At 47.2% G+C, this 24,630-nt stretch carries 28 protein-coding genes; 26 read left to right on the top strand and 2 right to left on the bottom strand.

The genetic code is table 11. The features are described from left to right. Positions 1–9 precede the first annotated feature (9 nt). The 3 genes from ACFO5U_RS05090 to ACFO5U_RS05080 are packed head-to-tail and all read left to right on the top strand — an operon-like array spanning position 10 to position 1,672. On the top strand, positions 10–390 hold the full coding sequence (locus ACFO5U_RS05090) for a hypothetical protein (protein WP_377277264.1): 381 nt from the start codon (positions 10–12) through the stop codon (positions 388–390). Between the two features lie 14 nt (positions 391–404). Further along, the gene (locus ACFO5U_RS05085) at positions 405–671 is read left to right on the top strand and encodes a holin (protein WP_377277262.1); all 267 of its coding nucleotides are present in this window, start codon (positions 405–407) and stop codon (positions 669–671) included. Between the two features lie 2 nt (positions 672–673). Further along, entirely contained in the window at positions 674–1,672 is a 999-nt protein-coding gene (locus ACFO5U_RS05080; RefSeq protein ID WP_377277260.1) for a peptidoglycan recognition protein family protein, read from the top strand. A gap of 241 nt (positions 1,673–1,913) precedes the next feature. Here ACFO5U_RS05080 and ACFO5U_RS05075 read toward each other — a convergent pair whose 3' ends face one another. Beyond that, entirely contained in the window at positions 1,914–2,147 is a 234-nt protein-coding gene (locus tag ACFO5U_RS05075; RefSeq protein ID WP_377277258.1) for a YozE family protein, read from the bottom strand. 144 nt (positions 2,148–2,291) lie between these two features. Here ACFO5U_RS05075 and ACFO5U_RS05070 point away from each other — a divergent pair, with 144 nt between their 5' ends. From ACFO5U_RS05070 to ACFO5U_RS04990, 17 genes are all read left to right on the top strand, one after another. Next, a complete protein-coding gene (locus tag ACFO5U_RS05070) occupies positions 2,292–2,657 on the top strand; it encodes a YolD-like family protein (protein ID WP_377277257.1) in 366 nt (121 codons plus the stop codon). Between the two features lie 231 nt (positions 2,658–2,888). Continuing rightward, positions 2,889–3,323: a BrxA/BrxB family bacilliredoxin gene (locus ACFO5U_RS05065; protein WP_377279461.1), complete on the top strand. Its 435-nt coding sequence runs from the start codon at positions 2,889–2,891 to the stop codon at positions 3,321–3,323. Then, positions 3,320–4,102: a class I SAM-dependent methyltransferase gene (locus ACFO5U_RS05060; RefSeq protein WP_377277255.1), complete on the top strand. Its 783-nt coding sequence runs from the start codon at positions 3,320–3,322 to the stop codon at positions 4,100–4,102. Before ACFO5U_RS05065 ends, ACFO5U_RS05060 begins: the two co-directional genes overlap by 4 nt. Positions 4,103–4,353: 251 nt before the next feature. Then, positions 4,354–4,947, top strand: coding sequence for a YpjP family protein (locus tag ACFO5U_RS05055; protein ID WP_377277254.1), 594 nt, complete (start codon positions 4,354–4,356; stop codon positions 4,945–4,947). A 123-nt stretch (positions 4,948–5,070) separates the two neighbouring features. After that, positions 5,071–6,012, top strand: coding sequence for a thymidylate synthase (locus ACFO5U_RS05050; protein WP_377277253.1), 942 nt, complete (start codon positions 5,071–5,073; stop codon positions 6,010–6,012). Positions 6,013–6,032: 20 nt separating this feature from the next. Next, the gene (locus tag ACFO5U_RS05045; protein WP_377277251.1) at positions 6,033–6,530 is read left to right on the top strand and encodes a dihydrofolate reductase; all 498 of its coding nucleotides are present in this window, start codon (positions 6,033–6,035) and stop codon (positions 6,528–6,530) included. Further along, positions 6,523–7,248 (top strand): lysophospholipid acyltransferase family protein, encoded by a 726-nt coding sequence (locus ACFO5U_RS05040; protein WP_377277249.1) that lies wholly within the window; start codon positions 6,523–6,525, stop codon positions 7,246–7,248. The genes ACFO5U_RS05045 and ACFO5U_RS05040 overlap by 8 nt, the downstream gene beginning before the upstream one ends. Positions 7,249–7,287: 39 nt before the next feature. Then, the gene (locus ACFO5U_RS05035; protein ID WP_377277247.1) at positions 7,288–8,127 is read left to right on the top strand and encodes a DegV family protein; all 840 of its coding nucleotides are present in this window, start codon (positions 7,288–7,290) and stop codon (positions 8,125–8,127) included. Positions 8,128–8,154: 27 nt separating this feature from the next. Continuing rightward, positions 8,155–8,952 (top strand): GDSL-type esterase/lipase family protein, encoded by a 798-nt coding sequence (locus tag ACFO5U_RS05030; protein ID WP_377277245.1) that lies wholly within the window; start codon positions 8,155–8,157, stop codon positions 8,950–8,952. A gap of 12 nt (positions 8,953–8,964) precedes the next feature. Further along, entirely contained in the window at positions 8,965–9,540 is a 576-nt protein-coding gene (locus ACFO5U_RS05025; protein WP_377277243.1) for a YpmS family protein, read from the top strand. Between the two features lie 16 nt (positions 9,541–9,556). After that, entirely contained in the window at positions 9,557–10,087 is a 531-nt protein-coding gene (gene msrA / locus ACFO5U_RS05020; protein ID WP_377277241.1) for a peptide-methionine (S)-S-oxide reductase MsrA, read from the top strand. Further along, entirely contained in the window at positions 10,084–10,509 is a 426-nt protein-coding gene (gene msrB, locus ACFO5U_RS05015) for a peptide-methionine (R)-S-oxide reductase MsrB (protein ID WP_377277239.1), read from the top strand. Before msrA ends, msrB begins: the two co-directional genes overlap by 4 nt. 51 nt (positions 10,510–10,560) lie before the next feature. Further along, positions 10,561–10,779 (top strand): YozE family protein, encoded by a 219-nt coding sequence (locus tag ACFO5U_RS05010; RefSeq protein WP_377277237.1) that lies wholly within the window; start codon positions 10,561–10,563, stop codon positions 10,777–10,779. Between the two features lie 69 nt (positions 10,780–10,848). Then, positions 10,849–11,553 carry a purine-nucleoside phosphorylase gene (gene deoD / locus ACFO5U_RS05005; protein WP_377277235.1) on the top strand — a complete coding sequence of 235 codons (705 nt, stop codon included), beginning with the start codon at positions 10,849–10,851 and terminating at the stop codon, positions 11,551–11,553. Positions 11,554–11,661: 108 nt separating this feature from the next. Beyond that, positions 11,662–13,209 (top strand): lmo1851 family serine protease, encoded by a 1,548-nt coding sequence (locus ACFO5U_RS05000; RefSeq protein WP_377277233.1) that lies wholly within the window; start codon positions 11,662–11,664, stop codon positions 13,207–13,209. 57 nt (positions 13,210–13,266) lie between these two features. Beyond that, on the top strand, positions 13,267–14,148 hold the full coding sequence (locus ACFO5U_RS04995; RefSeq protein ID WP_377277231.1) for a CobW family GTP-binding protein: 882 nt from the start codon (positions 13,267–13,269) through the stop codon (positions 14,146–14,148). Continuing rightward, a complete protein-coding gene (locus ACFO5U_RS04990) occupies positions 14,145–14,387 on the top strand; it encodes a hypothetical protein (RefSeq protein WP_377277229.1) in 243 nt (80 codons plus the stop codon). Before ACFO5U_RS04995 ends, ACFO5U_RS04990 begins: the two co-directional genes overlap by 4 nt. On the opposite strand, the gene ACFO5U_RS04985 is transcribed toward ACFO5U_RS04990, so the two are convergent. Continuing rightward, positions 14,381–15,730: an MATE family efflux transporter gene (locus tag ACFO5U_RS04985; RefSeq protein ID WP_377277227.1), complete on the bottom strand. Its 1,350-nt coding sequence runs from the start codon at positions 15,728–15,730 to the stop codon at positions 14,381–14,383. The two genes, ACFO5U_RS04990 and ACFO5U_RS04985, sit on opposite strands and share 7 nt — an antisense overlap. Positions 15,731–15,838: 108 nt before the next feature. Here ACFO5U_RS04985 and ACFO5U_RS04980 point away from each other — a divergent pair, with 108 nt between their 5' ends. The 6 genes from ACFO5U_RS04980 (at position 15,839) to ACFO5U_RS04955 (ending at position 24,602) form a co-directional block, all read left to right on the top strand. Continuing rightward, the gene (locus ACFO5U_RS04980) at positions 15,839–16,915 is read left to right on the top strand and encodes an undecaprenyldiphospho-muramoylpentapeptide beta-N-acetylglucosaminyltransferase (RefSeq protein WP_377277225.1); all 1,077 of its coding nucleotides are present in this window, start codon (positions 15,839–15,841) and stop codon (positions 16,913–16,915) included. A 23-nt stretch (positions 16,916–16,938) separates the two neighbouring features. After that, positions 16,939–17,886, top strand: coding sequence for a diaminopimelate epimerase (dapF, locus tag ACFO5U_RS04975; RefSeq protein WP_377277223.1), 948 nt, complete (start codon positions 16,939–16,941; stop codon positions 17,884–17,886). Positions 17,887–17,904: 18 nt separating this feature from the next. Continuing rightward, positions 17,905–19,551 (top strand): diguanylate cyclase domain-containing protein, encoded by a 1,647-nt coding sequence (locus tag ACFO5U_RS04970; protein WP_377277221.1) that lies wholly within the window; start codon positions 17,905–17,907, stop codon positions 19,549–19,551. 244 nt (positions 19,552–19,795) lie between these two features. Then, a complete protein-coding gene (locus tag ACFO5U_RS04965) occupies positions 19,796–22,615 on the top strand; it encodes a 2-oxoglutarate dehydrogenase E1 component (RefSeq protein WP_377277219.1) in 2,820 nt (939 codons plus the stop codon). Positions 22,616–22,642: 27 nt separating this feature from the next. Next, positions 22,643–23,902: a 2-oxoglutarate dehydrogenase complex dihydrolipoyllysine-residue succinyltransferase gene (gene odhB, locus ACFO5U_RS04960; protein WP_377277218.1), complete on the top strand. Its 1,260-nt coding sequence runs from the start codon at positions 22,643–22,645 to the stop codon at positions 23,900–23,902. Between the two features lie 100 nt (positions 23,903–24,002). Further along, complete coding sequence (locus tag ACFO5U_RS04955; protein WP_377277217.1) at positions 24,003–24,602, top strand: DedA family protein; 600 nt, start codon at positions 24,003–24,005, stop codon at positions 24,600–24,602. Positions 24,603–24,630 lie beyond the last annotated feature (28 nt).

The raw sequence follows: 24,630 nt of genomic DNA, 5'->3' as shown, positions 1-24,630 counted from the left end.
GGGGAGTTGATGCCGGACAAAGGAGGCGATCTCTCAATGTTTACAACAGTTGAACAGAATACAAAAGACATCGAAGCAATTAAACTAACGTTGAAAAATCATTCAGAACAAATGGAATCAATGAAAGAGAACGCAAGCGAGCTCAAGACAACGGTCACACTCGAAAATAGAGAAACACGAGCTATTGTCACGCAGCAGGTCGATAAGCTTTATGGGCTAGTGGAGAAGGCTATGGGCTTTAAAACCGAAAGCTCGTCGCAAATGCACGAGTTGAAGATGTTGCGTTGGAACACTCTTTCGAATGTCTTTTTGAAAATCAGTGGATCTGTAGTGGCCTTAGCCAGTTCTGGCGGCGTGATTTATTACGTGGTTGTCGAATTAACCAAATAAGAGGAGGAAACACAATGGTAGATATTTTAGTGTTAACAAGCATTTTAGTCCCTTTAATCGCTGGATTGGTGGAAGTCGTTAAAAACGCTGTGAATATGAAGGTTAATTTTATACCGGTAGTTGCTTTGCTGGTCGGTTTGCTAATTGGATTCTTAGCAACTCCTATCTCGGATTTGGATTATGTCATGCGTTTGTGGGCTGGTGGTCTTGCTGGTTTAGCCAGTGTCGGCTTATTTGAAGTTGTGAAGCAGCGCGAGGGAACGACGAAAGAGGGGGAATAATGATGGCTAGTAAAATTCAAGACTTACGCAGCATCACACCACGATCCAATGGAACGCGCACACGCGCACAAGTAAAGAACATCGCGCGGCATCATTCGGGCGGTAACACAGGTAGTTGGTCCACGTTCTGGCCGTTCTGGAGAGACAGCCGAGGTTGGGGTACTGGCGGCTATCACGAGATTATTCTGCGCGATGGCACTAGGCAAATTTGCTACGATGACCACGAAATCACAAACGGTGTAGCTGGCCAGAACACGGGCATTTATCATATTTGCCTTGTCGGTAACGGGAACTTCACGGCAGCGCAAGAAGCTGCGTGGGATGAAAGTTGCCGAGATGCCATGAGGCGTTTCAAACTTCCAGTCTCAGCTGTGCGCGGCCATAACGAGTTTCCTGGCACAAACACACAATGCCCGGGCATCAATATGAATTTGGTTCGTTCACGCTTAAATGGTGCGCCTGTTCCTGTGAGTCGTGATTACTTAATTAACGGTGACAACAATAGCGCGGTTGCTAAATTGCAGGCAGACCTAAATAAAACGGGAGTGAATCCACCTCTCGCAACGGATGGCATATTCGGACCGGCAACGGAACGCGCAGTACGCTCCTTCCAGTCAGCGAACAACCTGGCTGTCGATGGTGTTTGGGGTATGAATAGCGCAGCGAAAATGACGGTGGTCTTGGAACAACTCAACAAGCCGGTTGTCACGCCAACGCCACCAGTGAAGCCAGCAGAGAAACCAAAGGAGGAGAATGAATTGGACAAAGAACTGATTGTAATTAATTCAGCAAATGACTATATCACTGCACGAAAGCTTTCTGTACGCCGTAAAATCAAGGTGATCGAACGTGCAGCAGTCAGTGGCAAGATGGCACAAACGGCTTATATCGTTGGTGGTAGCACGAAAGGCATCGAAGGCGTCGCTGAAAAGCTTGTGGATCTTTCTGGCCCAACGTGGGAAGGCACTGTCCGAAAAGTAGAAGAGTTTTTGAAGAAGTAGATTTAAACTATAGTATTAATACGCAAAAGCCCCGCAGTGAGATTGGAGTCCTCACTTGCGGGGCTTTTTTTATTTAAATAGCTTTCCTAGGCCACGGCCAGTAATTCTACCAGCAATGCGCCGGGCAATTCGATTGTCAATTCGTCCGTTTTTCACCGCGTTTACATCACCTAATATTTTAGCGAAGAAGTAAAGTAACGACCTCAACTTTCCTATGCTCATAGAATCCCCCTTATAATCTTTATTTGATAATGCGTAAATAAACGCTACTGGAGTTTTTATAATAGTCGTAAGCAGCTTCAAATGCCATCATGACTTCTGTTGAAGCTTTTACTTCATAGATCAAGTAATGATGGACCACATCATAATCTCGAGTATTCGGAAATTTCTTGTCATAAGCAGCGTGAACCGCAAGATCACCAATAGGTAGGTCCACTCCTCTAAATTTTAATAACCAATCTCTAAAAGTTATCAAGCGTATCACGTCCTTTCTCAACATAAGCTAAGTATATCAAATACAAGTACTTTTGATACAAGAATTATTTTCTTAATAGGCGATTATCCTTACTATTTATGTGGTAATGTAAGAACGTACGTTCTTTTTAGAAAGGAGATGGTTATGATGACAACAAACAGAGACATGAAGCAAATAGGTGATGTGCAGGATAGAGGGAAGTTAAAATGGACCGCATTAATGCTGCCGGAGCATGTGCGGATGCTGAGAGACTGGATGGACGAGGATAATCGAATCCAACGGCCAGAGTTGGACGAGTTTGACCTACAAACGCTACAGGAAAATATCGAAATTGCATTGATGCGAAGATGTGAAGTTGAAATTCAGGTTTGGGTGGAATTTCAGTTTTATTACTACGTAGGAAAGATTATTAGTATAGACGTTCGAAAGCGGTCGGTTATTTACGATGATTCGTTGTCAACCAAACGATTGCAATTAGATGAGATTACATCTGTTCGTTTGATGGATTAGATTATCCGCGATATGAACTAAAGCTTGTAAACTTTAATATTTCTATACTAATGTTAAAATAGAATCTAGAAATCCATACCTTATATAGAAGGAATTAAATTCTGAAATACTAACAAAAAAATCACATTTCAAACGGCAAGATATGAAAGTCTATGAATTTGCGTTATAGTAAACGGTGATTAATCCTTTTAAAACAAGCGAGAACATAAACTTATGAAAGTAGGCGAAAGCATGCAAGCATACGATGAGTACATGAAAGGCATTGTTGTCCCAATGCGCAAAGAACTGACAGAAGCCGGATTCACGGAGTTAACAACTCCGGAAGAAGTCAATGAGCATATGAGCACCGCACAAGGCGTGAGCCTCGTCATCATCAACTCAATCTGCGGATGCGCAGCAGGGCTTGCACGCCCAGCAGTGCGCGAAGCGGTGGAGTTGGCAGAACGCAAGCCGGACCATTTGGTGACGGTATTTGCTGGTCAAGACAAAGAAGCAACTGCACAAATGCGCCAGTATTTTGAGGAAGTACCGCCATCGTCTCCTTCGATCGCGGTCGTAAAAGACGGGCAGCTTGCGCATTTCATTCCGCGCGAAGAAATCGAAGGCTTTGAGATGGAACAAGTACGTGATGCCGTGAAACAAGCGATCGAGGAAGCAGCCGAGTGAAGACGATCATCACGACCGCTTACCGGCCGACTGAAGAGACGAAACGGTGTGCTAAAGACACAGCGCAGGCACTCGGATTGACGGTGGCTGAGCGCAATAAGCGGCCGATCTACAAACTGCACGAAGAACTGGCTGCGGACATTCTCGTCTGTAAAAAAGAACGGCTCGAACTTTATCCAGTCGGACAAAGCGAGCCGTTCTTTTTTCATCCCAATTCGGCAGCATTCCGCTCGAAGCGGCCATTAGCGGACGATCCGCTGATTGAAGTGTCCGGGCTCGTGGCAGGTGACTCCTTCCTCGATTGCACGCTTGGCATGGCGAGTGATGCATTGATCGGTTCGCTTGTTGTAGGTGATGCGGGTCGTGTTGTCGGTTGTGAAAGCGACCCGGTCATCGGCCATATTGTCCGGGAAGGGCTGAAGCGCTACACCGACATGCCGCAGCTTCACGAATCGATGAGGCGCATCGAAGTCGTATCAACAGATGCGCTCGATTATTTGAAGGCGCATGGTGATGATTCCTTCGATGTCATCTATATGGATCCGATGTTCACGGAACGGATTACCGAAGCGTCGAACTTCGCGCCGCTCCGAAGCAACGCGGACCACGGCCAACTGACGGAGGAATGGGTAGAGGAAGCAAAGCGCGTCGCAAAGAAAAGCGTCGTCTTGAAAGCGCATTTCCGCTCGACTGATTTTGAGACGTTCGGCTTCAAGCGCCGCGTGCGTCCAAATACGAAATTCCATTTCGGCGTCATCCATCCGAATACCGGCAAATAAAAAAATCTCCCAAAGCGGGAGATTTTTTTAGTCTGTAATGGATAGCGATGTCAAATACACAAGCAAAAACAATAGACCCAATCCAATCAATAATGAAGTGTCCATGAATATTCCTCCTTTTTGAAAAAAACAAGGCGTACTTACTCGCTTTATTGTACAATGAAATGGAACAAGATGAAACCTTTCCACTCCAAATTCGTTTATTACAATAATAAGCTTGTCAAAATGTTCGAAATTGAAGGTGATGTTTAGTGAAGAGTTGGTGGCAGAAGTCCTTGATGATTGCTGTAACGGTTCTGACGCTTGGAGCCATTACGCCGAACCACATGATTTGGGAGTCTTTGCTAGAAGAAGAGGATGTCCCGAAATCGCATGCAAGCCAGGGGCAAACGAAAGAATATACGCTCGAATGGATCGACCCGGCAGAATATTATGTCACAACTGACACAATTTTGGCTGATTTCAAACTGACTGCACAAGAGCAGTCGTATATGAAATTCGGTTCGCGCATCGGCCCTGTGATCGACACGGAATTCCGCACGCGCATTTTGCCGGCCATACAGCAAGTCATGGATACGGAACTGGCGGAGTTAGGCAAAGACCGTTTGCGTAATTTGGCCATTTCCGAAAAGCCTTCCGGTGATCATTCCGAGAAAATTTTTCACGTATTCAACAAAGACAGCGGCAAAGATGAGATCCGTTTCCACGTTCGGACCGAAAAGAAACCGCTCGAAGGCTATTCATTCAACTTTCATTATCATTTAGCAAGCGACGAGTACCAACGCCACATCAGCATCGGCGATATTTACTGGTCAAAAAATACCCCACCGAAATGGCTGTCGTAAAACCGTTATCCTTATAGCGGTTTTTTTTTATGCGCCCACTTTTTTCTGAACATGTGATACTCTTAAAGTTTTTCTTATTCGAGTTGTTTTTGTTATGATGATATTAATAATGGAGGGAATTACATGAAACAATATTTAGCGTTATGTGAACATATACTGGACCAGGGAGCTAAAAAAGAAGACCGCACAGGAACCGGTACACTGAGCGTATTCGGCCATCAGATGCGCTTTGATCTGGCAGAGGGCTTCCCGCTCATGACCACGAAGAAAACGGCGTTCCGCTTAATTGTCTCGGAACTTCTATGGTTCATCAAAGGTGATACGAATGTCCAGACTTTATTGAAGGATAATAACCACATTTGGGATGAGTGGGCATTTGCACAGTGGGTCGAAAGCGATGAATACGACGGACCCGACATGGTTGATTTCGGTCGGAGGGCACAGGGCGATGCGGAATTTGCGGAACTGTACAAACAGCAAATGACGCTGTTCCAGGAAAAAGTGCTGGCAGATGACGAGTTTGCGAAAAAATACGGTGATTTGGGACCGGTCTACGGCAAGCAATGGCGCTCTTGGGCAAAAACTGATGGGGGCCAACTTGACCAGCTGAAAAATGTCGTTGAGTCGATCAAGAACAATCCTGACTCGAGACGCCATTTGGTGACGGCGTGGAATCCGGAATTCATCGATGAAATGGCGCTGCCACCTTGCCATATCATGTTCCAGTTTTACGTGGCGGACGGCAAATTATCGTGTCAGCTATATCAAAGAAGCGCAGACGTCTTTCTCGGCGTGCCGTTCAATATTGCCTCTTATGCGCTATTGACGCATCTTGTAGCCAAGGAATGCGGGCTTGAGCCTGGGGAATTCATTCACACCACTGGCGATACGCACCTCTATGTAAACCATTTGGAACAAGTGCAGGAGCAATTGAGCAGAGAACCACGTACTTTGCCGTCTTTGAAATTAACAGATGGCAAATCGATGTTCGAAATGGAAACGGAAGACATTCAAATCGAAGGCTATGACCCGCATCCACGGATCAAAGCGCCAGTTGCTGTATAACAAGCCAAGGGGGAAAAAGCATGATTTCATTAATGGTGGCACATGACCCGGATTATGTAATCGGCAAGGACAATCAATTGCCTTGGCACATTCCGGAGGATTTAGCTTATTTTAAAAAACATACGATCGGCAAAGGCATGGTCATGGGACGCAACACGTTCGAATCGATCGGGCGTCCCTTGCCGAAGCGGCGCAATATCGTCGTGACGCACAATGCGGATTACACAGCACAAGGGGTAGACATCACCCATAACCTGGAAGATGCAATCGAATTGGCCAGGCAGCAGCACGAGGAAGTGATGGTGATCGGCGGCGAGCAGATTTTCCGTGAAGCATTGCCGATTGCAGACAGGCTTTATATAACGCTGATTCATCGTTCGTTTCCTGGGGATACGTATTTCCCTGAATACGGTAATGAATGGAAGCTGATGTCCGAATCCGAACGCTTCGAGTCCAACGGGACACCATTTTCTTATTTGGTCTTTGAACGGCATGCTGGAGGGCAAACTGGTGATTAAATCAGCGCAGACATTTTCGTATTTATTCGGCTATTTGCCGTTTGCCGCCAAAAATTTGGCGAAGTTCAAAAAACAGAAAGACAAATTGAGCGCCTCTGAATACAGCCGCTTAATCCATAGCGAACCACAGAAATGGGCGGGCGGCATCATGAAGCGCACCGGCAGCAAAGTGACGGTGACCGGCTTGGAGAATCTGCCGGAAGGGCCGGTACTGTTTGTCAGCAACCACGAAGGCAATTTCGATATTCCGGTGTTATTGTCGTCGATTCCAAAACCGTTCGGCTTTATCTCTAAAAAGGAAGTCAACAAACTGCCGATAATCCCTTCTTATATGGAAGAGATGAACTGCGTGTTTCTCGACCGGACTGACCGGCGCAGTGCTTTCAAGTCCATTACTGACACGATTGACAAATTAAAGGCAGGGCACTCGGTGCTGATTTTCCCGGAAGGCACGAGAAGCAAGGGCAATGGATTACAAGAGTTCAAGTCGGGGTTCATGCGCATCGCCAAGGATGCGCAAGTGCCGATTGTGCCAATCGCGATTGAAGGAACATCCCGCATTATGGAAAACAATAATAACCGTATTCATTCTGCGGCTGTGACCGTCCAAGTGCTGGAGCCGATATCGACGCAAGAATTCAGCGAAGCCGGCGCGAAGGCGGCGCAACTTGTCAGGAGCCGTATCGAGCAAGCGTTGGGGTCATTGCCTTCAAATTAGTTCAGCATAGCCAAAAGAACATGAAATGGAAGTGATCGAATGTCAAAAATTCATATTGTAACGGATTCGACTGCTGATCTAACAGCAGAAGAAATATCAGAATATGGGCTACACGTCGTGCCATTATCCATTCAAATTGGCGGCGATACGTATTTGGACCGCGTCGATTTGGAGCCGGAAGCATTTCTTGATTTAATGAAAAGCTCACCGGAATTACCGAAAAGCTCACAGCCGGCACCGGGTGTTTTCAAAGAGCTTTATGACGAGCTGGGCAACAACGGCGATCACATCATATCAATTCACATGACCGGTGGGATGAGCGGGACGGTCGAGTCGGCGCGTACTGCAGCGGAGCTCACGGATTCCAATGTAACCGTCATCGATTCGCGCTATATTTCCCATGCCTTAGCTTTTCAAGTGTTTGAAGCCGCGAATATGGCTAAAGCCGGGCGTTCGGTCGAGGAAATCGTCAAGCGCGTGGACGAAATCCGCCGCAATACAAAGCTGTATGTTGTCGTCGATACACTCGATAATCTAGTCAAAGGCGGACGCATCGGGAAAGGCCGTGCATTGGTCGGTTCATTCCTTAAAATCAAACCGATCGCCTCGCTCGATGACGGAGAATATTCACCGGTCGCGAAAGCGCGCAGCCATAAGCAAGTGGTCGATTATTTGGTGAAAGACTTTGTCGAACGGACAAAAGGCAAAGTTGTCAAAGGCGTAGGCATCGCACAGGCGAACGGCCAAGCGATGGCCGACCCATTGCGCGAAAAAATAAAAGAAACCGGTTTTGCCGATATCCGCTATGATTTTACGACGCCGGTCATTTCCACACATACTGGCATCGGGGCCATCGGGTTTATGTATTATACCGAGTAAGCCAGATATGAAAAAGGAGAGACGAACGTGAAACACATCCTGTTTATTGTCCTCGCCGTTTCACTCATGCTTTCGGGATGTGCATCGACGTTCAGTTTCGGCAAAGGGCAAGCTGAGCCTCGCTTGCCAGTGGAGGTCAACACGTATACGATCCCGCCGAACTTCATTCCGCAGACAGTCATCGTCACCGCACTGGGCGACTCCTTATCGCAAGGTGTCGGAGATACAGAAAATCGCGGCGGTTATGCAGGGAGATTGGCGGTAAGTATGGCGGGCTGGCCCGGGATCGAGGGAATCGCCCTTGAAAACACCGCGAAACGCGGGCGCCGCAGTGACCAATTGCTGGCTATGTTTCAGCAAGGTACGCTCACTGGGCCGCTCCAAGCCTCCGATTATATCGTCATGACCATCGGCGGCAACGATGTGATGCGGATCGTTAAAAGGGATTTGTTCTCGCTCAATGTCGATGCATTCAGTGAAGAACTGATTCTTTATCAAAACCGTTTTGAGACGATCTATGCGTCAATCCGCTCTCTCAATCCGACAGCACCTCTCGTCGTGGTCGGGCTTTACAATCCGTTTTCGCTCATTACAGATGAAGTGGAAGAGTTCGATGAAATCATCGCCAGCTACAACGCAGTCATGGCAGAAACGGTGGAAGAAGATCCACTTGCTTGTTTCGTGCCGGTCAGCGACCTATTTGTCGGCAACCAAAACCTTGTCTACCACACGGATTTTTTTCATCCGAACAGCAAAGGTTATGACCTGATGTCCGAGCGTGTGCTCGAGACGATGGAGCAATGCGGGATCAGCTATCAAGGATAGGAGGTGGAAAAGATGAAGAAATGGCGTCTCGCTTTTTTGGTTTTGTTATTGCTTAATTTAGTCGCAATCGTTGCTTTTCTCATATTCGTTACGACGCCGTCTGACAATTTCACATCCCATCAAGCTGATAGCGGACCGCCGCTTGAAGGAAATACAGTAGTCGTCAATACGACCAAGGCCGATTTTGAAGGCATTGCCAACACGTATATTGCACAGGCGATGGAAGGGCAGCCAATCCCGCTGCGCTTAGCTGTAGACGACAATGTCAGCTTATCGACCGAACTGACGATATTCCGTGTGACTTTGCCGATTCTATTGACTTTCGACCCGGTAGTGATGCCCGATGGCAATTTGTTGCTTGAGCAACGCTCAGTGGAAGTCGGACGACTCGACATTCCGCCCGAATCAGCGTTAAAATTACTAAGGGATTCAATTGACTTGCCTGATTTTATGGAAGTCATGCCGGCAGAAGAGGAAGTTTTGCTGAAACTTACCGAAATTTCCTTGGACGACGGGATTTCTGTACGCGCAACATCGTTCGACCTTGAACAAGACGACATCCGTCTTTTAGTAACGATTGAACCTTAGTTAAAGGAGGGCTACGATGAAAACTGAAAAAGCGACATTCGCAGGCGGCTGTTTTTGGTGCATGGTCAAACCGTTTGATTCACTTGATGGCATTGAAGCGGTTGTCAGCGGCTATACGGGCGGCGATTTGCCGAACCCGACATATGAGCAAGTTTGCACCAATTTGACAGGACACCGTGAAGCCGTTGAAATCACGTTTCAGCCGGATATTTACCCGTATGAAAAATTGCTCGATGTGTATTGGTCACAGATCGACCCGACCGATCCCGGCGGCCAATTTTTCGACCGAGGAGATTCTTATAAAACGGCGATATATGTTCATTCTGAACAACAACGCTTAGCAGCTGAACAATCCAAACAACAATTGCAGCAGTCGGGCAAGTTCGACAAGCCGATCGCCACCGAAATCTTGGAGGCAAAGCCTTTTTATCCGGCAGAAACCTATCACCAAGATTATTACCAAAAAAATCCGGCTCATTATAACCGCTACGCAACGGGTTCAGGGCGCAAGTCATTTATCCAGACACATTGGGGGGATGAATCATGAAAGAAGAGCTAAAAGGCAAATTGACACCGATGCAATACCACGTAACCCAAGAAAATGGCACGGAGCCGCCATTCCAAGGTGAATACGACCAGCATTTCGAAGAAGGCATTTACGTCGATATCGTCTCCGGCACGCCATTGTTCAGTTCGCTCGACAAATTCGATGCGCATTGCGGATGGCCAAGTTTTGCCAAACCGATTGCTTCTGAAGAAGTGAAAGAAAACTTCGATACAAGCCATGGCATGAGACGGACCGAAGTGCGTTCAGCTTCTGCCGATTCACATCTCGGGCATTTGTTCCCGGACGGGCCATCTGAAATGGGCGGCTTGCGTTATTGCATTAATTCTGCAGCGCTGCGTTTTGTGCCGAAAGACCAGCTCGAACAACAGGGATATAGCGAGTATATGAAATTATTTGAATAGGATGGAAGCCTGGACTTCGGTCCGGGCTTTTTGTTCTTCAAGGAGGAATCGATGATGGAGCGCGCGTTTTATCAATTTGCGCTGAAATACCGCGGAAAGCTCGAACAAGACGAGTATTCGCGGTTTGCGGACATGATGTTTCTGGACCATAGTTTTCCGAAGACCAGCAGCGATTTCCAGGAACTCTCCCTGTACATTGAAGAAAAGGCGCATCCTGTCCTGACGGCTTCCACTTTTGACCGAATGTGGCAAGAATACGAGGCAGGTTGAGGGTCTTCATTGCACTCGGCGAAAAAAAACAGTATGATTAAATCGACTAAAATAAAGTGAGGTTTTATGATGAGTGTCCACATTAATGCTAAAAAAGGCGATATCGCCGATACTATTCTACTTCCAGGAGATCCGCTGCGCGCGAAATACATCGCAGAAACGTTCTTAGAGGATGTTACTTTGTACAATGAAGTGCGCAATATGTTCGGATATACCGGTACATACAAAGGCAAGCGCATTTCAGTCCAGGGAACCGGGATGGGTGTTCCGTCCATTTCCATCTATGTAACAGAATTGATGCAGGAATACGATGTGCAAAAACTGATCCGCGTCGGTACATGCGGTTCGATCCACCAAGACGTAAAAGTGCGCGACGTCATTTTGGCGCAGGCAGCTTCTACGGATTCCAAAATGAACGACATCATTTTCAATGGCATCACGTATGCTCCGATTGCAGATTTCGATCTATTGCAAAAAGCCTATGCAGCCGGCAAAGAAAAAGGCTTGAACTTGCGTGTCGGCAATGTATTCACTGAAGATGTGTTCTATAATGAACATGCTGAGCATGAAAAATGGGCGCAGTACGGAATTCTCGGTCTTGAAATGGAGTCTTCCGCATTGTATACGCTAGCTGCGAAATTCGGGCGCAAAGCCTTGTCGATTTTGACCGTCAGCGACCATCTTCTGACTGGCGAAGTGACTTCTGCAGAAGAGCGCCAAACGACGTTCAACGATATGATCGTTGTCGCATTGGATGCAGCGATCCAAGATTAATAATAAAGAAAAGACTGTCCAGGCAGTCTTTTTATTTTAACCCTGGACTAGTGGACTGCTCGCATTCAAATGTTTGCAGTTAGGTGATGAAGAAAGTGGTGAACGAGTATGGACGACAAGCGACCAGGCGAGGAGCAACAGCCCGAACCGCAAACAGCGGAAGAGCCGAAGCCGCATTTTATTCGAATGAAGACTTTTTATTTTATTATGCTTGTTTTCTCCTTGATCATTGCAACGGTGGGACTCACCGTTTTTGCGTTGACCTTCGGGGATGATCGGGCAGTGGAAGTGAATACGCCGGAGCGTGTTGAATTCCAGAAATTGTATTCTGCTTATGACCAGATTCAAAATGAGTATTTTGAAGATGTAGAGCAGGATGAATTGATCAACGGTGCCATCAACGGCATGGTGGATGCTCTTGGGGACCCTTATTCGGACTATATGGACGAAAATGAGGCAGCCCAATTCATGGAAGGCATTTCCTCCAGCTTCCAAGGCATCGGAGCGGAAGTGCAAGAGCGCAACGGTTTTGTCACTGTTGTGTCTCCAATTAAAAATTCTCCGGCCGAAAAAGCGGGTGTGCTGCCAAATGATCAAATCCTGGAAGTGGACGGCGAAAGCATACAAGGTTTTTCCACAACTGAAGCGGTTATGCTGATACGCGGTGAAAAAGGAACAGAAGTGACTTTGACGATTCAACGCGGGGAAGCGGCAGACCCAATCGAAATCACCATCGTCCGCGATGAAATTCCGATTGAAACCGTATATGCGGAAATGGTTAATGACAAAGTTGCCCATATCAACATTACAAGCTTCTCGGAAGATACCTATAATGAGTTGCTTGAAGCCATTGCTGAAATGGAAGAACAAGGTATGGAAGCAGCTGTTCTCGATGTACGTCAAAATCCAGGCGGCTTGTTGAATACGGCGCTTGATATTTCCAACCTCTTTATTGATGAAGGCGAAGAGATGTTTGAAGTGCAAGCTAAAGGCGCAGAGCCTGAAGTGTATTTAGCGACAGGCGGCGAAAAATTGGATATCCCGGTCACCTTGTTAATTGATGGAGGCAGCGCATCGGCATCCGAAATTTTAGCTGGTGCCATGAGCGAATCCGCCGGCATTACTTTGGTCGGTGAAAAAACCTTCGGCAAGGGAACGGTCCAAACGGCAAATGATCTTGCAGACGGTTCGAATCTGAAGTTCACAACTGCTAAATGGCTGACGCCAGACGGCAATTGGATCCATGAGGAAGGCATTCAGCCAGACGAGGAAGTGGCTTATCCGGAATACGCATCTCTTCCATTTTTGGATGCGTCGGTGGAGTTGAAAGACGGCAGCATTTCCGAACAAGTGCAAACAGCTGAAAAAATGCTAGAAGCGCTTGGGTATGATGTCGGCGAAGTCGATGGCGTCTTTGAAGAACAGATGGAACAGGCAGTGATCGAGTTCCAGGAAGATAATGACCTCGAAGCCAATGGCGTGTTGACTGAAGACAGCACCTACGCCGTTATGGATGCACTGCGTGAGAAGATCAATACCGAAGATCCGCAGCTCCAAGAAGCGACAAGTATCATTATGGAACAAGCAGGACTTGCGTCTGAAGAAGCAACTGAAGAAGATGCGGCTGAAGAAGATGAGACCGAAACTGAAGAATAATTTGTATGGAAGGTCCGCTGCTGGCGGGCCTTTTCATGTAATAGGGAGGATGAGTTGATGGTAGATGTATACTTGTTCAGCGGATTTCTCGGAAGCGGGAAAACGAGCTTATTGAAAAAAATGATTACGGAACTAAAGGATAAAGGATTGAAACCGGCCGTTTTCATGAATGAACTTGGATCGATGAATTTCGATTCGGAAGAAGTCGGCGACGGGGTGCCGCTGAAGGAAATTTTGGATGGCTGCATTTGCTGCAGCGGATCTGAAAAATCCGAAGCCCAAATCCAAACATTGTTGGCAGAAGAAGAGTTTGATGTACTGTTGATTGAAACAACAGGAGCAGCGCATCCCATAGAAGCGCTCGATGCGATTTTCTCACCGTTATTTGCGGAGCGCTTGAACTTCCGCGGCATCGTCACCGTCGCGGACAGCAAACGGTTTATGGAACGCCAGCAATTACCGCCGCAGGTCCGTTCCTTATTTCTCGAGCAGATTCGTCATGCGGATTTGCTATTGGCAAATAAATCGGACTTGTTGAGTGATTCCGAACAAAGCCAAGTGATTTTTGAAATCCAGCAGTTGAATCCATCGGCGAGAATTGTGCAGACAGTGCATGCGAAAGTGCCGTTTCAATTACTGGAAAGCATGAACCACCAGTCGCGGGGAACGGTCGCACAAGCTCCAATCTCAAAACTCAAGCTGCAAACGAAAATCGTTGCGTTCGACCGTCCTGTCGAGCGGGAAGTATTTGAGGAGTGGCTGCGTGACTTACCGGATACCGTATACCGGATCAAGGGTTATGTCACACTTGCGGGCCATAGCTATCCACATTCATTCCAGTATGCATATGGCATGGTGCAATGGCTCCCCGAATACATGAAGCTGCGCAACCAGATCGTATTGATCGGCGAAAACCTGGAAGAGCTGGTCTTTCCATGATTATTGATGCATACAAACGCCTGTGGCCGAACCGACAAGCCGTCCAGCGGATCACCACTGATGCAGAACTGGAGAACAGTGTGCGGATTGAATTGAACGATGAATTGACGCATCCGCGTCTCCGCAAATCTGTCGAGGAAAAGCTCCAGCTGGCGTACCGGCGGATCGAGGAATCGGAATTAAGCGAAGACGAAAAAACAGCATTGATCGAACTATACAAAAAACTTGCCGCTCATTGAGCGGCAAGTTTTTTTTGTATCAGCAATAGACGAATCGATAATGTGATGGCGCCGGCAGTCAATCCGACGATGAGCCCGACCCAATAGCCGAAGGGCCCGAGATCGGTGAAAGTGGCGAACAAATAACCCGAAGGCAACCCGATGACCCAGTAGGAAATGAGCGCCATGACAAATGTGATATTGACATCTTTATAGCCGCGCAATGCACCTTGTACCGGAGCTTGGACAGCGTCCGATACCTGGAACAGCGCAGCGAAGATGAGGAATTGGACCGCCAATTCAATGACTGCTGGATCGGATGAGTAAAGTGCAGCAATCGGCTCGCGAAGAAAATACAAGATCCCGGAAGAAATGACGCTCAAAGTGACTGCAGCAGCAACCCCTAGCCAGCTGTACATTTTGGCGTCTCTAGTGCGTTTAGCGCCAATTTCAAAACCGACGAGAATTGTTGCCCCCATCGAAATGCTGAGTGGCAGCATGTACAGAAGGGAAGCGAAATTCAATGCAATCTGGTGGGCGGCGATCGTGATGGTCCCGTAGATGGCCATCATAAACGTAACGGCGGAAAAAATGCTTGTTTCCGCGAAGATGGAAATGCCGATCGGCACGCCGATACCGGATATTTCTTTCCACCGTTTCAAAGAAACCCGCGGCCATTTGCGGAAAATATCGAACGATTTGAACGGCTCATTCGTATGGATGATGAAGGCGGCAATTGCCAGTACAAGCCAATAAGTGATCGCAGAAGCCATGCCCGCTCCCGGTCCCCCAAGTTCCGGAAAGCCGAAGTTTCCGAATATCAACAAGTAGTTGAAAAACACATTGATCGGTGCAGACAAAAGCGTGATAAACATCGTCACACGCGTTGCGCCGAGTGCATCGATATAAGAGCGCAATGCGTTATAGACAAAGAGCGGAACGAGGCCGAGGCTCATCGCGAAGATGTAGCGGCTTGCGACATCACTGACGGCCGGGTCGAGGCTCATGAATCCGAGCAGCCAATCAATGCCGAAAAAGAAGAAACCGAAAACGATTGCTGCTAGCACAATGGCCAAATAAACCCCTTGCTGGACGGCATCTTTGACACCTTCTTTTTTCTTGGCTCCCATCAATTGTGCTACAATTGGAGTAATGGACATGAGGATGCCGGCAAGTCCGATATAGACTGGAACCCAAAAAGAGGATCCGATCGACACGCCGGCAAGATCCTCGGTCCCGTAGCGGGCGGTCATGTAAATATCGAAAAAAGTCACCATATACATAGCGACTTGTGTGATGAGAATCGGTAAGACGATTTTCATAAGAAGTGTCATTTTTTCTTTAGTCGTTGCGGTTTCATACATATTCATTTCCTCCCAATACACTAACTACCAAATAAAACGAGTATATCATAGAAACGATGCGAAGTGATTTCTACACGAGCACGTACATATAGGAGAGTAGGACAACAGATGAAGACAAAAACGATCATTTTGACAGGCGGCGGTACAGCCGGCCATGTTTCATTAAACCAAGCCATCATTCCAGAACTTGAGAAATTAGGGTATCGCGTTGAATATATCGGTTCAAAAATTGGAATTGAAAATGAACTGATTCGGGATTCTTATCCAGAAATCCCTTACCATGCCATTTCGAGCGGCAAGCTACGCCGCTATTTTTCCATGAAGAATTTCAGTGATCCATTCCGTGTCGGTGCAGGGCTCATCCAGGCAATGAACATCATCCGTAAAGTCAAGCCGGTCGCGATTTTTTCCAAGGGCGGTTTTGTTTCGGTTCCGGTGGCGATGGCCGGACGTTTGATGGGTGTTCCTGTGATCATCCATGAATCCGATGTAACGCCAGGGCTCGCCAACAAATTGGCGCTGCCATTTGCCGATCATATTTTCACTGTTTTCAAAGAAACTTTGCGTCACGTGCCGAAAGAAAAATCAACTTGCACAGGTTCCGTTATCCGTAGTGAATTGCTTGACGGGTCGGCTGCGAGCGGCAGGGAGCTTTGTCATTTCGACAATACCTACAAAGTATTGATGGTCATGGGCGGAAGCCAAGGTGCGGCGCCGATCAATGAAGCTGTCCGGGAAAACTTGGACGTCTTGACGGAACAATTCAACATCATCCATTTATGCGGGAAAGGCAATATTGATGAAAGTTTAGCGGGGCATCCGCAATACAGCCAATTTGAATACGTGACGCATGAATTGTCCCATTTATTGCATTTGACTGATTTGGTCGTATCACGAGCAGGGTCCAACTCGATTTTCGAGTTTCTTGCGTTGAAGAAACCGATGCTGCTTATTCCATTGTCCAAGCTGAAAAGCCGGGGCGATCAAATATTAAACGCCAATTTATTCGAAAAACAAGGCTTTGCCCATGTCCTTGAAGAAGAGCAATTGAACGCCCAAAGCTTCTTAAAAGCGATCGAGCACTTGGTGCAAGAAGAACAACAAATGATTCTGGCAATGACTGAAGCTGAGCCGCCGAAAACCGCCTACGAAATGGCGAAGCTTGTTGCAGCTCATACGAAATAAACTCGACTGAAGGGGTGGACCATATGGAACTGATGAAAGTACACGGCTCTATGAACACATTTTTCCTTTACGAAGGGGAAGACCGAGAGGATTTTGCGGAACTGACACGCCGATTGTCGCAATTGGATGGCCAAATCGACGGTTTATTGACGGTTTCGCCTTCTAAGCGCTGTGCCGCTAAAATGCGCGTCTTCAACACCGATGGCTCTGAAGCATCCATGTGCGGAAACGGGCTGCGCTGCGTAGCGCGCTTTGTGTGCGAGCGGGATGGCGTCGACCATGCGGTTATCGAGACGATGAAAGCGGATTTGACTGTTCAAAAAGAATCGGAAATTGATGCCGGCGTAAAAATGTATGGTGTTGAAATTTCACCAGTGTCATTTCAACTGAAAGATTTGCCAATGGTATACGAACATCATGCCGAGTGGCAGCAAAAACCTTTGCCTTTTGTTGATGCTAGTATTCCGTTTACGGCAGTGGCGGTACCGAACCCGCATTTGATCGGCATCGTCGGACGTGATTTGCAACGCAATGCAGGCCATCAAGAAAAATGGGCAGCTTATTTCAACAGCGACAATCCGTATTTTTCAGACGGCGTCAATTTAAGTTATGTGACACCGATTAAAGAAGGTATCTTTGTACGCACGTACGAACGGGGCGTCGGTTTTACCGACGCATGCGGCACAGCGATGACCGCCTCGGCGCTTGTCAGCTGTTTGGCTGGACTAATGCCATTCGGAAACGTTTCCGTATACAATCCCGGTGGTATGGTTAACTGTACGGTAAAGATAATAGACGGCAACTATGAACTAAAGCTAAGCGGCAACGCGACTTATTTGGCAGCATATCGCTTCGACCTTAACGAAGGCTTGGAAAATAGCGAACTCAAACTTTTGGAAAAATACACAGAGCAATTGTCTTATGACAAGTTTATTGAAAAAATAAGTGATGCTACAGCAGAATTGATTTGATGGAAAGCGGTGGATGGGATGTCCGGACCTTTTACTAACGAACAATTGGATATGCTGTATGGAAAAGCGGCCGACCCTGTGTATTTTATGAAGCAGCAGGGAACAGGCTTTGTTTACGTGTGGGTCAACCCGGTTTGCAAAGAGATATTCAGGGTGGATTTGGCGGGGACGACAGTCGAACAATCGATGCCAAAAGACTTGATGATGGAGATCCATAAACAATACCGCATTGCGATTAAACGCAATCGCCGTCACCTTTACCGCGACTACAGCCTGTTTTCTGACCGCGGCACGGCTATGGAAACCGAATTGACGCCAATGGTCCACGAGGGCGACCAATTTGTCTTGGCGGTTACGCGAGATGTCACCTCCCAAAAGAAAATCGAAGAGGATTATTTGTTCTATCAGTCGCTTGTCCAGAACTCGGTCGATCCGATGCTGATGATATCAGCGGATTTTACGATATTGGATATGAACCCGGCATATGAGAAGACGTTTGGCGTGCACAAGTGCGAATGGATCGGGCGTAATTACGAAAACATCCCACAGGATAAGAAAAAATTCTTTGAAACCGGAAAACTATTGCTCGAAGACAGCACTCTAACTCATCAAACAAGTTCGATTTTTTTAAAACGCATCAAGAGTGACGGGCGGGAAGCGCGATTTTCAGCCAGCTATTCATTGATCAAAGAAGACGGCATCGTGCGGGCGTTCCATGTCGTATTTCGTGAGCTGACAAATGAACTGCTTTTGAAGCATGAGCTGAAACGGACAGAGAATATTCTGGAAAGCTACAAAGATGCACTGAATTACGCAGCGCTTGTACTCATCTGGGATATCTCCGGTATGATTGAATTTGCCAATAATAATTTCAAAAAATTAACGGGTTTTGAAAGCAGCGAATTGATTGGCATGAATATCACAACGATTGGCCGCTCCATGTTAACGGAACAAGAGCTTATCCATCTCCAAAGAGTCTTGAACAAAGGAGAAATTTGGAGAGGCTCACTTCGGAGCATCAACAAAAATGGACAGCCATTTTGGGTGGATGCAACCATCATCCCGCTGATGGATGTAGAGGGCCGTATTTACCAAGTACTTTCCATTTTATTCGATATTACAGACCGCAAAGTGATGGAAGAACAATTGCATCATATGGCTTATCACGATCCGTTGACGAATTTGCCGAACCGCCGAATGATGGTTAAGCATTTCAAGGATATGACCAAAGAAAGCATCAAGACAAGCGAACAAATCGCTGTACTGTACATAGATGGCGATAATTTTAAACAAGTCAACGATCTGTATGGCCATGAGACCGGGGATGAATTTATTCATCAATTTGCTCGTGCGCTTGAACGCAGCATACGCAGGCGGGATGTAGCAGCCCGCATTGGCGGGGATGAATTTTTGATTCTGCTGCCGGGAATTTCCCCGTCCAACAGCCGTAAACAAATCGACGGCATTATTCAGCGTATACAGGAAACGCTGAAAAAAGGCTGGGTTATAGATGGTCATCAATTTTCTCCGACCTGCTCAATCGGCAGTGCAGTTTATCCGGATGATGGAGCAGGATTTGACACCTTGATCAAAAAAGCCGATCATGCGCTTTACGAAGCGAAAAAACAAGGTGGCGGCTTAGTCTGTTTTCACGAAGAAAAATAAGCTTCTGCCATTAAAAAGAACAAATTCTGCGACCTTGAGAGCATGTAAGCGCTTCAATTCATCTTAACGGAATCTTTTAAATGAAAAGCATTGTTTTTTTTGGTGGAAGTAGTAAGATTGATATGGAAATTCGTTCAGTACCGCTACAGCCCTGTCGCTTTAAGTCAAGCGGCGGGCGTGCTAAAATAGGAAAGACCTATAAATAAAAGTGAATGCCATAAGGCAAATAGTTGGAGGTTATTCAATGTCAACCAATCAACCAGACACAAATTCCCCCTGGAGTTCCATCACTGGCCCCAACTTGGGTTATGTTATGGAGATGTACGACCTGTATCAACAGTCACCTGAATTGATCGACCCTGAATTCGCTGAGCTGTTCGAGCAATACGGCCCCCCATCGGAACAAGCGGAAGTGCAAGTGCAGACTAGCGCCGAGCCGGGTGTTGCTGTTGAACCGAACCGCTTCGAGAAAGTATTGGCGGCAATTCAATTGGCAGAAGCAATTCGCGCACACGGCCATTTGGCATCGGATATTTATCCGCTGCAAGACCAGCCGCGCGATATGGAAAGACTCGATATTTCAAAACATGGCTTGACTGAAGCAGATTTGAAAGATGTCCCTGTTTCTTTGTTGTTGGAGAATGCGCCTGCTGAAGTGAAAAACGGGCTTGATGCGATCAATTACTTGAAGTCTTTATACACAGACAAAATTGCGTACGAATTCGCACACGTCATCCAGCCGCAAGAGCGCAGCTGGCTGCAGTCAAAAATTGAAGCTGGCGAAATGAAACCAAAGCTTGATACGGATAAGAAAAAGCAAGTGTTGGACTTGCTGACGCGTGTGGAAGGTTTCGAGAAGTTCGTTCACCGTACTTTTGTCGGCCAAAAACGTTTTTCTATCGAAGGCGTCGATTCCTTGGTCGTCTTGATGGATGAATTGGTCCGCATGTCGGAATCGGCAGGCACGGAAAACATTATGATCGGCATGGCCCACCGCGGCCGTTTGAATGTGCTGACGCATGTTCTCAACAAGCCATATGAAATGATGTTTGCTGGATTTGCCCATGTCGGGGATGAAGCCTTCTTGCCTAAAGATGGTTCACTGGAAATCACTAAAGGCTGGTTCGGCGATGTGAAATACCATATGGGCGCAACACACCATTCCAAAGGCGGAACGAAGATTAAGCTTGCCTATAATCCATCCCACCTTGAAGTGGTAAGCCCGATCGTTACAGGTCAAACACGTGCGGCGCAAGAGAATACGGCGCAAAACGGTTTGGCACCTCAAGATCCGAAAAAGGCATATGCTATTTTGGTCCACGGGGATGCTGCATTCCCAGGGCAAGGCGTCGTGACGGAAACCTTGAACTACAGCCGCATTAAAGGCTATCAAACAGGCGGTTCTATCCACATTATCGCCAATAACTTGATTGGCTTTACAACAGAACAATATGATTCACGGTCGACTCATTATTCATCCGATCCGGCAAAAGGCTTCGAAGTGCCTGTATTCCACGTGAATGCGGATGATCCGGAAGCAGTGGTGGCAGTCGCACGCTTGGCGTTCGAGTACCGTGAGAAGTTCGGGAAAGATGTATTGGTCGACTTGGTCGGCTACCGCCGCTATGGCCACAATGAAATGGATGAACCATTGGTGACAAACCCGATGATGTATCACGGGGTCCATAAACACGACACCGTCCGTGAACTATACGGCAAACAATTGTCATCTGAAAGCGTACTAACTGAAGACGAAGTTAAAAAGCTCGATGCAGATGTGCAAAAGCTGATGCAGGAAGCATACGATAAAGTAAAAGAAAACAAATCCGCTGATCATGCCAAACCGGAAATTCCGGAAGCAGTCGTCAACGGTTTCCCGGAAATCGAAACAGGTGTAGGAACAGAAGCGCTTCATAAGATGAATAAAGAGCTCTTGTCATGGCCGGAAGATTTCTCGGCGTTTGGCAAATTGGCGCGCATCCTTAAACGCCGCGAAGAGCCATTTAAAGGAAAAGGCAAGATCGATTGGGCGCATGCTGAAACATTGGCATTCGGTGCCATTTTGCAAGATGGCAACCCAGTCCGCCTGACAGGACAGGATGCACAGCGTGGGACATTCGCTCATCGCCACCTCGTCTTGCACGATGAGAAAAACGGCAACGAACTCGTCCCGCTTCATCATCTTTCCGATGCTAAAGCATCATTTGTGGTCTACAACAGCCCGCTTAGCGAAGCGTCGATTCTTGGGTTTGAATATGGTTACAATGTAGAAAATGATAAAGCCTTAGTCATCTGGGAAGCACAATATGGCGATTTCGCGAATATGGCACAAGTGATGTTCGACCAATTCATTTCGTCTGGTCGTTCGAAATGGGGACAAAAATCAGGTCTTGTCATGTTGTTGCCTCACGGCTATGAAGGACAAGGACCGGAGCACTCGAGTGCACGCCTGGAACGCTACTTACAAATGGCGGGTGAAAACAACTGGACAGTCGCAAACTTGTCGAGTGCCGCAAACTACTTCCACATTCTTCGCCGCCAAGCAAAAATGTTAGGAGAAGAAGCGATTCGCCCGTTGATCATCGTCTCTCCAAAATCCTTGCTGCGCCATCCGCTCGTCGGTGCCGAAGTCGATCAACTTGCTGAAGGCAAATTCGAGACAGTGATCGAGCAGCCGGGTATGGGACAGGATGTAAAAAAAGTGAAACGTATCCTTTTTGCCAGCGGAAAAATGGCAATCGACCTGGCTGAACGCGTCAAAGACGGCAAAGGGTTTGAATGGGCGCATATTGTTCGCGTTGAGCAATTGTATCCATTCCCGCAAGAAAAAATCAAAGCGATCATCGACCGTTACCCGAATGCAAAAGAATTGGCATGGGTACAAGAAGAGCCGGAGAACATGGGCTCGTGGTCATTTGCTGACCCATATCTCCGTGAGATTGCGGACGGCAAAGAAGTGGAATATTACGGCCGCGTCAAGCGTCAAAGCCCTGCGGAGGGTGACGGTGAATCACATAAAGTCGAACAGGCACGCATCATCGACGAGGCATTAGCCAAAGCGTAACGATGAATTTTTGAGGAGGAATTAGTAGTGGCAGAAATCAAAGTACCCGAATTAGCAGAATCGATTACAGAAGGAACAATCGCCCAGTGGCTTAAAAAGCCAGGCGATACAGTAGAAAAAGGTGAATTCATCGTTGAACTGGAAACAGATAAAGTCAACGTTGAAGTCATTTCAGAAGAAGCGGGCGTTGTTCAGGAATTGCTTGCTGAAGAAGGCGATACGGTTGAAGTAGGCCAAGTAATCGCAACAGTCGGCGAAGGTTCTGGCGAAGCGGCAGCATCTGCTCCAAAAGAACAAGCACCGGCACAAGAAGCGCCAGAAAAACAAGAAGCACCTGCAGATCAGGCTGCTGCTCCGACTCAAGAAGAAGAAACTGCAAGCGGCGACCGCACAATCGCAAGCCCGGCAGCACGTAAATTGGCGCGCGAAAAAGGCATCGATCTAGCTGCCATTACACCGGTTGACCCTATGGGCCGCGTTCGCGTCCAAGACGTAGAAGCACATGGTTCAAAACCTGCAGCAGCTCCTGCTAAACAAGAAGCGCCAAAAGCATCGGCATCGGCTGCCCCTTCTTCAGACGAAGAAAGCGGAAGAGTTGTCCGTGAAAAAATGACGAGACGCCGCCAAACAATCGCGAAGCGTTTGCTTGAAGTCAAGCAATCGACTGCCATGTTGACGACATTCAACGAAATCGACATGACCAATGTAATGGAACTGCGCAAGCGTAAGAAAGACAAATTCCAGTCAGACCATGACGTCAAACTTGGATTTATGTCTTTCTTCACAAAAGCGGTTACTGCTGCATTGAAAAAGTACCCATACGTCAACGCTGAACTGGATGGCACGGATGTGCTATTGAAGCAGTTTTATGATGTAGGAATTGCTGTATCGACTGAAGAAGGGCTAGTCGTGCCGATTGTCCGTGATACAGACAAGAAGAACTTTGCAGAAATCGAAGCGTCCATCGGCGAATTGGCGACGAAAGCCCGCGACAAGAAATTGTCTATCGGCGATATGACTGGCGGATCGTTCACCATTACAAATGGCGGCGTATTCGGCTCCTTATTGTCAACGCCTATTTTGAATGGCACACAAGTCGGGATTCTTGGCATGCATACAATCCAAAAGCGCCCTGTCGCTATTGGCGATGCAGTTGAAATCCGCCCGATGATGTACGTTGCACTTTCTTATGACCACCGCGTTATCGACGGAAGCGACTCTGTCGGCTTCTTGAAGATGGTCAAAGAATTGATCGAAAATCCTGAAGACCTATTGCTCGAATCTTAAGAACCATCCATCACCCCATAGCTTTTGATATGTAAAGGCAGCTCCGTTGCGGAGCTGCCTTTTTTTATGCCATACTATACCAAAGAGACGAGGGATTGGAATGCCGTTGGATTTGCTTTGGGATTTGGCGAAAGAATATGGATACTTAAGTATGTTTTTAGTGAATTGGCTATTGTTGTTTGGCTTGCCGATTCCGAATGAGTTTGCAGCGGCTTTTTCAGGCGTTTTAACAGAGGTCAGTTATTTCCAGCCAGTGCCTGCATTTCTTTCAGCATACGCAGGTCTCATAACGAGCAATCTGTTCGCCTATAGTCTGGGGCGCAAATTCGGCAGTCGTTTGATTGAATGGTTGAAAACCACATTTCTTGGCAATGGCGTCAAACGATTCCACCGCTTTTTAGCGGAAAAGGGAAGTTGGGCGATCGCGTTCAGTTTCTTTTTACCAGGAATCCGCTGGGCGATGCCGTATGTCGTTGGTGCAGACCGCTTTCCGATTCCGCGTTATTTGCTGTTCGCCCTGCCTGCTGGTTTCGTATGGACCTTGACATACTTCAGCCTCGGCCGGAGTTTCCCTTACGCGTATGAAGCTATTCTCGGTCATTTGCAAGGGTTTTTGACCGTGTTGTCGATCGCTGTAATTATTGCGCTTGTAATATACCTGAATTTTTTCAGGAAAAGTAAAAAGGGAGGGCAAGTTTGAATTCTCTTGCCATTTTCCTTATACTGAT

It is taken from the genome of Planococcus dechangensis (assembly GCF_042654465.1).
GTDB classification, from domain to species: Bacteria; Bacillota; Bacilli; order Bacillales_A; family Planococcaceae; genus Planococcus; species Planococcus dechangensis.
This window is presented reverse-complemented; position numbering and strand designations above follow the sequence as displayed.

Bases quoted from the DNA above. Each gene is read 5' to 3' on its own strand.
- dapF (WP_377277223.1), top strand. From the start codon at position 16,939: ATGGAACTGATGAAAGTACACGGCTCTATGAACACATTTTTCCTTTAC.
- ACFO5U_RS05025 (WP_377277243.1), top strand. From the start codon at position 8,965: ATGAAGAAATGGCGTCTCGCTTTTTTGGTTTTGTTATTGCTTAATTTA.
- ACFO5U_RS05035 (WP_377277247.1), top strand. From the start codon at position 7,288: ATGTCAAAAATTCATATTGTAACGGATTCGACTGCTGATCTAACAGCA.
- msrB (WP_377277239.1), top strand. From the start codon at position 10,084: ATGAAAGAAGAGCTAAAAGGCAAATTGACACCGATGCAATACCACGTA.
- ACFO5U_RS04985 (WP_377277227.1), bottom strand. From the start codon at position 15,730: ATGTATGAAACCGCAACGACTAAAGAAAAAATGACACTTCTTATGAAA.
- ACFO5U_RS05085 (WP_377277262.1), top strand. From the start codon at position 405: ATGGTAGATATTTTAGTGTTAACAAGCATTTTAGTCCCTTTAATCGCT.
- ACFO5U_RS04980 (WP_377277225.1), top strand. From the start codon at position 15,839: ATGAAGACAAAAACGATCATTTTGACAGGCGGCGGTACAGCCGGCCAT.
- ACFO5U_RS05070 (WP_377277257.1), top strand. From the start codon at position 2,292: ATGATGACAACAAACAGAGACATGAAGCAAATAGGTGATGTGCAGGAT.
- msrA (WP_377277241.1), top strand. From the start codon at position 9,557: ATGAAAACTGAAAAAGCGACATTCGCAGGCGGCTGTTTTTGGTGCATG.
- ACFO5U_RS04955 (WP_377277217.1), top strand. From the start codon at position 24,003: ATGCCGTTGGATTTGCTTTGGGATTTGGCGAAAGAATATGGATACTTA.
- ACFO5U_RS05010 (WP_377277237.1), top strand. From the start codon at position 10,561: ATGATGGAGCGCGCGTTTTATCAATTTGCGCTGAAATACCGCGGAAAG.
- ACFO5U_RS04965 (WP_377277219.1), top strand. From the start codon at position 19,796: ATGTCAACCAATCAACCAGACACAAATTCCCCCTGGAGTTCCATCACT.
- ACFO5U_RS04990 (WP_377277229.1), top strand. From the start codon at position 14,145: ATGATTATTGATGCATACAAACGCCTGTGGCCGAACCGACAAGCCGTC.
- ACFO5U_RS05080 (WP_377277260.1), top strand. From the start codon at position 674: ATGGCTAGTAAAATTCAAGACTTACGCAGCATCACACCACGATCCAAT.
- ACFO5U_RS05045 (WP_377277251.1), top strand. From the start codon at position 6,033: ATGATTTCATTAATGGTGGCACATGACCCGGATTATGTAATCGGCAAG.
- ACFO5U_RS04970 (WP_377277221.1), top strand. From the start codon at position 17,905: ATGTCCGGACCTTTTACTAACGAACAATTGGATATGCTGTATGGAAAA.
- ACFO5U_RS05090 (WP_377277264.1), top strand. From the start codon at position 10: ATGCCGGACAAAGGAGGCGATCTCTCAATGTTTACAACAGTTGAACAG.
- deoD (WP_377277235.1), top strand. From the start codon at position 10,849: ATGAGTGTCCACATTAATGCTAAAAAAGGCGATATCGCCGATACTATT.
- ACFO5U_RS05050 (WP_377277253.1), top strand. From the start codon at position 5,071: ATGAAACAATATTTAGCGTTATGTGAACATATACTGGACCAGGGAGCT.
- ACFO5U_RS05065 (WP_377279461.1), top strand. From the start codon at position 2,889: ATGCAAGCATACGATGAGTACATGAAAGGCATTGTTGTCCCAATGCGC.
- ACFO5U_RS04995 (WP_377277231.1), top strand. From the start codon at position 13,267: ATGGTAGATGTATACTTGTTCAGCGGATTTCTCGGAAGCGGGAAAACG.
- ACFO5U_RS05000 (WP_377277233.1), top strand. From the start codon at position 11,662: ATGGACGACAAGCGACCAGGCGAGGAGCAACAGCCCGAACCGCAAACA.